Consider the following 10,086-nt stretch of genomic DNA (forward strand, 5'->3'; position numbering starts at 1 on the left):
GCCCAGCCGGCCCGCCCCGCCGCGGCCCAGAACCTGCCTGCCAGGACGCCGACGCGCCCGGCCGCGTCGACGCAGAATGCCAACGCCGCCCAGCGCCGGCGCGCCGCGCAACCGGCGCGCGCGCCGCTCTATGCCTGGACCGACAAACCCGTGCAGCCGGTCGAACCCTCGCCGAGCCTGCAGGACACGCTGCGCTCGATCGACGCGAGCACCGCGCAATGGGCCGCGCTGGCCGGTACCACGGTCGCGCCGCGCGGCGACGCCGCCGCGGAAATCGCGGCAGGCAGCGCGCAGGCTGCCGGCATGTTCACCACGCGTGCGCCCCAGCCCGAGCTCGAGGTCGAGCCCGCCGCTGAAGCGGCACCGGCTCCGGCAGCGCTGGCGCCGCTGGCTGAAACACCGCTCGCGTTCGAGATGGCGACATCGGCCGATGCCGCCGCGGCTCCCGTCGCCGACCAGACCGACCAGACCGACGACAGCGATGCGGTGATCGACATCAGCACCTTCATGCCGGCCGACGCGCTGTCGCCGACGCTGCCGTCGTGGGCCGCCTCCGCGTCCGATGTCATCGCCGAAACGACGGCCGAACCGCTCGCGTCGCTCGAAGACGAGCCGCTCGCCACGACACCGCCCGCGCCCGCTGCGAGCGAACCGGCGATCGAACCCGCCGACAACGCGTCCATCACACCGGCAACGCCGATCGCCTTCGGCACGGCACCGGCCGAGACGAGCAGCAACGCGGCGCCGGCGGCATCGACGCCAGCTTCGCTGACGCCCAACTCGCCGGCTTCGACGGCTACGGCTACCACGTCGCTAGCGTCGTCCGCATCGGTCACGCAAGGCATCGCCGCCACCGTCGCTTCGCCGGCCTCGTCGACGGCGATCCCGGCCGATCCGGCAAGACCGTTCGCAGCGACGAAGCCCGAAGCGGAACCGACGGCGACGCAAGCTTCGGCCATCACCAGCGAGCCCATCCCAGCGGTACCCACCGCGACGACGGCACCGGCGCCCGCCGCCACGGAAGCCCCCGCTACGACGCCAGCGCCGGCCCCGATCCTGCCCGCGACGATCCCGGTCCCCGCGCCCCCGGCCTTCGCCGCGCCAGCGTCGACCCCGTTCGCGGCATCGGCAAGTCCGCAAGCTGTCGACACGCCCCAGGCACAGGTCAGCCGGAGCGAAACCTCCACCCCGGATGCGCCTTCGCCCTCCACGTCGGCGGCGGCACCGCAACACGCCGCGGCGGTCCCGCCATGGGAATCGCTGCCCGCAGCCACCGCTCCGGCTACGTCCTCGGCCATCAGCCCGGCCACGAGCACGCCGACCGGCACCACGGCATCGATGACGACAAGCGCACCGTTCGCCACGACGCCGCCGTCCCCCGCGCCGCAACCGCCGGCGGACGAACCCGCGATCGAGCAGGAAGCCGCCCCGGACGAAGGCGGCTTCACCTACACGGCCGGCGCGCCGATCTTCACGCCCGCCGGCAGCGCGACGCCGGCCGCGCCGATCATCGCGAGCCCGTCGGGCTTCAGCACCGCGACCGATACCTGGGTGGCATCGACGTCCGAATTCACCATCGTCACCCCGGCACCAAGCAACGCCGACGCAACCGGCACCGAACCCGCGTCGGGCGCGGCAGCCCCGCTCGCCATGCCTTCCGCCTTCGCCGCGCCGGCCGCCGCCCAGGCAACGCCGGCGGCCCCGCCCGCCCCCGCGCAACCCGCGGCGCGCGCCCCGAACCCGAACGCCTTCGAGTTCCGCGCCCCGGCCGCCTCGAACGTGGAGCTGCCCGGCCTGGACCTGCTCGAGCCCGCCTCCGACGACATGCAGCCGATCTCCGAGGCCGACCTGGCCCAGACCGGCCAGGTGATCGAGCAGCGCCTGCAGGAATTCAAGGTGCCGGTGACGGTGGTCGGCGCCTCGGCCGGCCCGGTGATCACGCGCTTCGAGATCGAGCCCGCGCTCGGCGTGCGCGGCAGCCAGATCGTCGGCCTGATGAAGGACCTCTCGCGCGGCCTGGGCCTGACCTCGATCCGCGTGGTCGAGACCATCCCCGGCAAGACCTGCATGGGCCTCGAGCTGCCCAATGCCAAGCGGCAGATGATCCGCCTGTCCGAGATCCTCGCCTCGCGCCAGTACCAGCATTCGGCCTCGCAACTGACCATCGCGATGGGCAAGGACATCGTCGGCAACCCGGTGGTCACCGACCTCGCCAAGGCGCCGCACATGCTGGTGGCCGGCACCACCGGCTCGGGCAAGTCGGTGGCGGTCAACGCGATGATCGCCTCGCTGCTCTACAAGGCCACGCCCGAGGAAGTGCGCCTGATCATGATCGACCCGAAGATGCTGGAGCTGTCGGTCTACGAAGGCATCCCGCACCTGCTCGCGCCGGTCGTCACCGACATGAAGCTGGCCGCCAACGCGCTGAACTGGTGCGTCGGCGAGATGGAGAAGCGCTACCGGCTGATGTCGGCGGTGGGCGTGCGCAACCTCGCCAGCTTCAACCAGAAGCTGCGCGACGCCGCGGCCAAGGAAAAGAAGATCGGCAACCCGTTCTCGCTCACGCCCGAGGATCCCGAGCCGCTCTCGCCGCTGCCGCTGATCGTGGTGGTGATCGACGAGCTGGCCGACCTGATGATGGTGGCCGGCAAGAAGATCGAGGAGCTGATCGCGCGGCTCGCGCAGAAGGCGCGCGCGGCCGGCATCCACCTGATCCTCGCCACCCAGCGCCCCTCGGTGGACGTGATCACCGGCCTGATCAAGGCGAATATCCCGACCCGGGTGGCCTTCCAGGTGTCCTCGAAGATCGACTCGCGCACGATCCTCGACCAGATGGGCGCCGAGTCGCTGCTGGGCCAGGGCGACATGCTGTTCCTGCCGCCCGGCACCGGTTACCCGCAGCGCGTGCACGGCGCCTTCGTGGCCGACGAGGAAGTGCACCGGATCGTCGAGTACCTGAAGCAGTTCGGCGAGCCGCAATACGAGGAAGGCATCCTCGACGGGCCGTCCTCGGATGGCGGCGGCGCGCAGGACCTGTTCGGCGACGCGCCGGACGCCGAGGCCGATCCGCTCTACGACGAGGCGGTCGCCTTCGTGGTGCGCACGCGGCGCGCCTCGATCTCCTCGGTGCAGCGCCAGTTGCGCATCGGCTACAACCGCGCCGCGCGGCTGGTCGAGCAGATGGAAACGGCGGGGCTGGTCTCGCCGATGGGCATCAACGGCAGCCGCGAGGTGCTGGCGCCGCCGCAGCCGGAATAAGGGCCGAGCGAGGGCCTTCCGTTTGCCGTTTCGTGACGACGAGCGGGCCATGGCCGCCCTTGCCGCGAGGCACCGGCGAGGCACCGGAATTGCTCCGGGGCGTCGCCGGCGGGAGCATCGCCGGCAGCCTGCCGCCCTCGACCGTTGCCCGCGCAACCTTCGCGTCCGCAACCTTCCTTACGATCCTTCAAGCCATGAAAAACGGGCGGCTCACCCACCAGGGTGACCCGCCCGTTCGTTCGTCCGGGGACGCTCGCGCTTACTGCTGCACCGGCACCAGCTTGAAATCGACCGGCTTGCTCAGCGCCACCTTGCGCGCATCCGGATCGAGCTTGCCGCTCGTCACGTCGCGCCGGAACACGTAGAAGCTGCCGCTTTCCTGGTTGCCGACGATCAGCCACTTGCCGGTCGGATCGATCAGGAATTCGCGCGGCGTCTTGCCCAGCGTCGACTGGCGGCTGGCGAAGGCGAGCTTGCCGTTGGCCGCGTCGATCCGGAACGCGACGATCTCGTTGGCATCGCCGCGATTGGTCGCGTAGAGGAAGCGGCCGTCCGGCGACAGGTGCAGCGCGCCGCCGCCTTCCTGGCCGTGGAAATCCGGCGCGGACAGCTTGACGTCCTGCAGGTGGCTCAGCTTGCCGTCGTGATAGCCGTAGACGTCGACGCTGCCCTTCAGCTCGTTGGTCACATAGGCGAAGCGGCCGTTGCGCGAGAACACCATGTGGCGCGGCCCGGTGCCCGGCGGCACGATGGTGTAGCGCGACTCGGTCGGCCCGATCAGGCCGCGCGTGCCGTCCGGCGTGTAGCGGTATTCGAAGATCTTGTCGGCGCCCAGGTCCTGCACGAACAGGTACTTGCCGTCGGGCGAGAACACCGTCGAATGCACGTGCGCGCCGTCCTGGCGGCCCTTCACCGGGCCGCTGCCCTCGTGATGCACGTTCAGCACCGAGGCGCCCACCTTGCCGTCGGCCTCGATCGGGAACAGCGTGAAGCTGCCGCCGGGGTCGGCCGCCACCGAGTAGTTGGCGGTCACCAGGTACTTGCCGTCCGGCGACAGGCTCAGGTAGCAGGGATCGTTCCCTTCCGAGGACACGCGATCGAGGAAATTCAGCGCGCCCGTCTTCGCGTCGAAGCCGAAGGCGCTCACGCCGCCGCGCTGGCTGGCCGGGCCGTTGTCGCCCGGCAGCTCGTTGACGGCATAGACGAAGCGGCCGTCGCGGCTGGGCAGCAGGTAGGAGGGGTTGACCGTCTTGATCGAGCTGATCGGCGTCGACACGTCGCCGGTGCGCGTGTCGAAGCGATAGACGTAGATGCCGTCGCTGCCGGAATCGGTATAGGTGCCGACCAGCAGGTTGTAGACGGCATCGTTCGGCGCATTGGCGGTATCCTGCGCAAACGCGTGTGTCGCGGACAGCGACAGCACCACGGCGAAACCCTTGATCCAGTGACCCAGCCTGAGCGATGACATACGCATGAACCTCTCGAATTTGGCGCGGCGCCGGTGCTGATCGGCCAGGCCGTCGGAACTTCCTTGCACCGAAACGCCTCAAGTGTTGTGATTGTTCAACGATGCGAGCGGCCCTGCCCGCCTCGTCCGTGCGCAGTATAAGGGGCCATGTGCGCCGCCGTCGACCGATGGCGCCGGCCCGGAAAGCCAAACGTCAGCATCACGGAGAATTTGCCCACCATGCCAGCCCTCATCGAAGACTACGCACTCGTCGGCGACGGACACACGGCTGCCCTCATTTCACGCGACGGCTCGGTCGACTGGCTCTGCTGGCCGCGCTTCGATTCGGGCGCCTGCTTCGCCGCCCTGGTCGGCACGCCCGATCACGGCCGCTGGCTGATCCGCCCGAGCGCCGAGGCGCGCATCACCGCCAGCTCGCGCCGCTATCGCGGCGAGACGCTGATCCTCGAGACCGACTACGAATGCGAGACCGGCGCCGTCACCGTGGTCGACTTCATGCCGCCCGGCAACGGCTGGTCCGAGCTGGTGCGCATCGTGATCGGCAAGCGCGGCCACGTGCCGATGCAGATGGAGCTGGTGCTGCGCTTCGACTACGGCTTCTCGATCCCCTGGGTCACGCGCCTGTCGCGCGAGGCCGGCATGAAGGCGATCGCCGGCCCCGACACGGTGGTGCTGCGCACCCCGGTGCCGCTCGCGGGCGAGAACCTGCGCACCGTCGCCGAATTCACCGTGCATGCCGAGGAACGCGTGCCCTTCTCGCTCGGCTACGCGCCCTCGCACCTGCGCCTGCCGCCGGCGCGCGAGCCGCTGTCGATGCTGGCGCGCACCGAGAACCACTGGCTCGAATGGTCCTCGCGCTGCCCGATCCAGGGCCGCTACGCCGACGCGGTGCGGCGCTCGCTGATCACGCTGAAGGCGCTCGCCTACGAGCCGACCGGCGGCATCGTGGCCGCGCCCACCACCTCGCTGCCCGAGCACATCGGCGGCACCCGCAACTGGGACTACCGCTACTGCTGGCTGCGCGACGCCACCATCACCCTGCTCGCGCTGATGCGCGCCGGCTACTACGACGAGGCGCGCGCCTGGCGCGCCTGGCTGGGCCGCGTGATGGCCGGCTCGCCCGAGCAGATCCAGATCATGTACGGCATCGCCGGCGAGCGGCGCCTGCCCGAGATGGAGCTCGACTGGCTGCCCGGCTACCAGGATTCGAAGCCGGTGCGGATCGGCAACAACGCCGCCAATCAGCTGCAGCTCGACGTGTTCGGCGAGGTGATGGCCGCGCTGCACCTGGCGCGCGTGGGCGGGCTGCAGGCCGACGATACGGTCTGGTCGGTACAGTGCGCGCTGCTCACCCATCTCGAGAAGATCTGGCGCGAGCCCGACGAGGGCATCTGGGAGACGCGCGGCGGCCGCAAGCACTTCACCTTCTCGAAGATCATGGCCTGGGTCGCGTTCGACCGCGCCATCAAGTCGGCCGAGCAGTTCCGCCTGCCCGCGCCGCTCGACCACTGGCGCGCGCTGCGCGAGGCGATCCACGAGGACGTCTGCGCCAACGCCTGGAACGAGACCAAGCAGGCCTTCGCGCAGAGCTACGGCAGCGACGAGCTCGACGCCAGCGTGCTGATGCTGCCGCTGGTGGGCTTCCTGCCGCCGTCCGACCCGCGCGTGGTGGGCACCGTCGAGGCGATCGAGCGCGAGCTGATGCACGGCGGCCTGGTGATGCGCTATCGCACCACCGATTTCGACGACGGCCTGCCGCCCGGCGAGGGCACCTTCCTCGCCTGCAGCTTCTGGCTGGTCGACAACTACGCCCTGCTCGGGCGCATCGACGACGCGCACCGGTTGTTCCGCCGCCTGCTGTCGCTGGCCAACGACCTGGGCCTGCTGGCCGAGGAATACGATCCCGTCGAGGGCCGCCAGGTCGGGAATTTCCCGCAGGCCTTCTCGCACGTCGCGCTGGTCCACACGGCCATGAACCTGATGCACCACGAGGAGGAAATGGCCCAGGCCGCCGGCCAGCCGATGGCGGTCGAGACCGACGGCCGCTGAGGCCGCGCCGGGGTTCCGGGCAGCGGGTTTTGCGACAAAAAGAAGTCAGGACCGCGATTCGTCAAACTTCGCAAGATCGGGCCGACATGGGGAAAATGCTGCATTGCGGCATGGCATGGAACCCGATATGATCGACGCGACTGGCCGGCCGCTCGCGCGGTCCGGCCCCGGACCCCACCGCGCGCCGCGGCCTCCCATGCGCCCGCGACGTCCTCCCCTCGGGAGCCTTCTTCATGCTTTACCAAATGCACGAGTTCCAGCGGGCGCTGCTGAGTCCGCTGACCGCCTGGGCCCAGGCGGCCTCGAAATCCTTCGCGAATCCGTCCAGCCCGCTCTCGCTGATGCCCGGTGCCACGCGCTGGGCCGCCGCCTACGAATTGATGTACCGGCTCGGCAAGGATTACGAGAAGCCCGAATTCGAACTGCACCAGATCGAGAAGGACGGCCACCAGATCCCGATCGTCGAGCAGACCATCATCGAGAAGCCGTTTTGCCGCCTGATGCGCTTCAAGCGCTACGCGGACGATTCCGCCGCGGTGGGGCAGCTCAAGGAAGAGCCGGTGGTGCTGGTCTGCGCGCCGCTGTCGGGCCACCACGCCACGCTGCTGCGCGATACCGTGCGCACCTTGCTGCAGGACCACAAGGTCTACATCACCGACTGGATCGACGCGCGCATGGTGCCGGTCGAGGTGGGCGCCTTCCATCTCGATGACTACGTCGACTACATCCAGGAATTCATCCGCCACATCGGCGCGCGCAACCTGCACGTGATCTCGGTGTGCCAGCCCACCGTGCCGGTGCTGGCGGCGATCTCGCTGATGGCCAGCCGCGGCGAGGACACCCCGCTGACCATGACGATGATGGGCGGCCCGATCGACGCGCGCAAGAGCCCGACCTCGGTGAACTCGCTGGCCACCAATCACTCGATGGCCTGGTTCGAGAACAACGTGATCCACACGGTGCCGGCCAACTACCCGGGCGAGGGCCGCCAGGTCTATCCGGGCTTCCTGCAGCACACCGGCTTCGTGGCGATGAACCCGGAACGCCACGCGCAATCGCACTGGGATTTCTACCAGAGCCTGCTGCGCGGCGACGAGGACGATGCCGAGGCGCACCGCCGCTTCTACGACGAGTACAACGCCGTGCTCGACATGGCCGCCGAGTACTACCTGGACACCATCCGCATCGTGTTCCAGGAGTTCGGCCTGGCCGAGGGCACCTGGGACGTGCGCGGCGAGCGCGTGAAGCCGGCCGACATCGAGGCCACCGCGCTGATGACGATCGAGGGCGAACTCGACGACATCTCCGGCAGCGGCCAGACCCACGTCGCGCAGGAACTCTGCACCGGCATTCCCGGCGAGCATCGCCGCAGCCTGACCGCCGAGAAATGCGGCCATTACGGGATCTTCTCGGGCCGCCGCTGGCGCACCATCATCTACCCGCAGTTGCGCGAATTCATCCGCGAGCACCAGCCGGCGGCGAAAACCGCCGACGCCGCGGCACCGGTGGCGCCGGGCAGCGACGATTCGGCGGGCGGCCATGGCACCGGCAACGGTGTCCAGGGCACGCCGGCAGCGGCCGAAGCGCTGGCCGGCGCCAGCGCGCACGATACGGCCTCGAGCGCGGGACGCGCCGCCGCGGCCAAGCGCGGCTCGACCGCCACGCGTCGCGCCGCCGCCCAGCCGGCCAGCCAATCGGCCGCCGCGAAAAAATCCGCGAAGCAGACGCTGAAGCCCGCCACCACGCCCAAGGTTTCGCCGGCGCGGGCGCCGCGCGCGCGCAAGACGGTCTGAGGCAAGCCGCGTCGCCAGACGCGAGAACGCGCCGTTCGGCTCATGCCGCCGAACGGCGCGTTCTTGTTTTCGGAAACGACAATCGCGGCCAAGCGCGGCGCGCCGCCGGGAGGCATCAGCGGCGCAGCAGGTAGGCGAGCAGGATGTCGGTATTCATGCGCACCATCTCGGCGCGCTCGTCGGGCGTGCTGAAGTCGCGATCGAGCATCGCGGCCAGCGTGTAGCGGTTCGAGACGATGTAGTAGCCCAGGCCCGACAGGGTCACGTAGAAGCGCAGCGGATCGACGTCCGAGCGGAACAGCCCGGCGCTCTGCCCGCGCGCCAGCACGTTGCCGAGCGTCTGCACCAGCGGCGAGATCATCTCGCGCGTGCGCGGCGACTTCAAAATGTAGCGCGCTTCATGCAGGTTTTCGTTGTTGATGAGCCGCAGCAGCTCGGGATGATCCCTGTAGTAATCCCAAATGAAATGGGCCAGCCGCGTGACGGCCTCGACCGGCGGCACGCCGTCGAAATCGAGCACGCGCTCGGCTTCGGTCAGGGCGGAGAAGGCCTGCTCGAGCACGGCCGTGAACAGTTGTTCCTTGCTGCCGAAATAGTAGTAGAGCATCCGCTCGTTGGTTTCGGCGCGGCGGGCGATCTGGTCGACACGGGCGCCGAACAGGCCACCGCTGGCGAATTCCTCGGCGGCGGCTTGCAGGATGCGTCGCCGCGTTCCTTCGGGATCTCTTTTGATTTTTGGCTGATTCATGGGTTGGGCCCGCGTGATCCTGTCGGCACTGCCGGTGCGCCTCACACGCCTCCGGCACCGGGGGCGCCGACCGGCCGGGTAGGCGGCGGCACCTGCTGCGGTCGAGCAAAAAATGCGCCTTGATTATGCGCACAGGCGCAGCCGAGCGCAAGGCGGGAAATCGGCGATAATTGCGCTTTGCCGAACCATTCGGGCCGCGCCGATCCACCCCGCCCTGGCGCGCGCCCAGCCCCGCCGTCACCGTGACCGACACCAGAAAACTCGCGGATCGCATCGAAGATCTGCTGCCCCAAACACAATGCACGAAGTGCGGCTTCGATGGCTGCCGTCCGTATGCCGAGGCGATCGCCGACGGCAGCGCCGACTACAACCAATGCCCGCCCGGCGGCCACGAAGGCATCGAGCGGCTCGCCGATCTGCTCGGCAAGCCGGTGATCCCGCTGGCCGTCGAGCATGGCGAGGAGCGCCCGCGGCCGCTGGCCGTGATCGACGAGCAGCTCTGCATCGGCTGCACGCTGTGCATCCAGGCCTGCCCGGTCGACGCGATCGTCGGGGCTCCGAAACAAATGCACACGGTGGTGGCCGAGCTCTGCACCGGTTGCGACCTGTGCGTGGCACCCTGCCCCGTCGACTGCATCGCGATGATCCCGGTCACCGGCGAGCACACCGGCTGGGATGCCTGGACCCAGCAGCAGGCCGACGCGGCGCGCGCGCGGCACGACCAGCACGTGGCGCGCCAGCGTCGCGAGCGCGAGGCCGCCGAGGCGCGC

6 protein-coding genes are annotated in these 10,086 nt (G+C 69.6%); 4 read left to right on the plus strand and 2 right to left on the minus strand.

Annotated features, from left to right (window positions below):
• Positions 1 to 3,258 (plus strand): DNA translocase FtsK (locus tag F3J10_RS36595; RefSeq protein ID WP_275691716.1); only part of this gene is annotated, 3,258 nt, incomplete at its 5' end.
• Positions 3,259 to 3,517: 259 nt separating this feature from the next.
• Here F3J10_RS36595 and F3J10_RS31955 read toward each other — a convergent pair.
• Entirely contained in the window at positions 3,518 to 4,726 is a 1,209-nt protein-coding gene (locus tag F3J10_RS31955) for a lactonase family protein (RefSeq protein ID WP_167243774.1), read from the minus strand.
• A gap of 219 nt (positions 4,727 to 4,945) precedes the next feature.
• Between F3J10_RS31955 and F3J10_RS31960 the strand changes: the two genes are divergently transcribed.
• Positions 4,946 to 6,775, plus strand: coding sequence for a glycoside hydrolase family 15 protein (locus tag F3J10_RS31960; RefSeq protein ID WP_025096528.1), 1,830 nt, complete (start codon positions 4,946 to 4,948; stop codon positions 6,773 to 6,775).
• Positions 6,776 to 7,008: 233 nt separating this feature from the next.
• Positions 7,009 to 8,568 (plus strand): polyhydroxyalkanoate depolymerase, encoded by a 1,560-nt coding sequence (phaZ, locus tag F3J10_RS31965; RefSeq protein WP_167243772.1) that lies wholly within the window; start codon positions 7,009 to 7,011, stop codon positions 8,566 to 8,568.
• Between the two features lie 115 nt (positions 8,569 to 8,683).
• Here phaZ and F3J10_RS31970 read toward each other — a convergent pair whose 3' ends face one another.
• On the minus strand, positions 8,684 to 9,316 hold the full coding sequence (locus tag F3J10_RS31970; RefSeq protein WP_025096530.1) for a TetR family transcriptional regulator: 633 nt from the start codon (positions 9,314 to 9,316) through the stop codon (positions 8,684 to 8,686).
• A 242-nt stretch (positions 9,317 to 9,558) separates the two neighbouring features.
• Here F3J10_RS31970 and rsxB point away from each other — a divergent pair.
• A partial coding sequence (gene rsxB / locus F3J10_RS31975) for an electron transport complex subunit RsxB (RefSeq protein ID WP_167243773.1) occupies positions 9,559 to 10,086 on the plus strand: 528 nt, incomplete at its 3' end.

It is taken from the genome of Burkholderia sp. Cy-637, from assembly GCF_011753175.1.
In the GTDB taxonomy this organism is placed as follows: domain Bacteria; phylum Pseudomonadota; class Gammaproteobacteria; order Burkholderiales; family Burkholderiaceae; genus Burkholderia; species Burkholderia gladioli.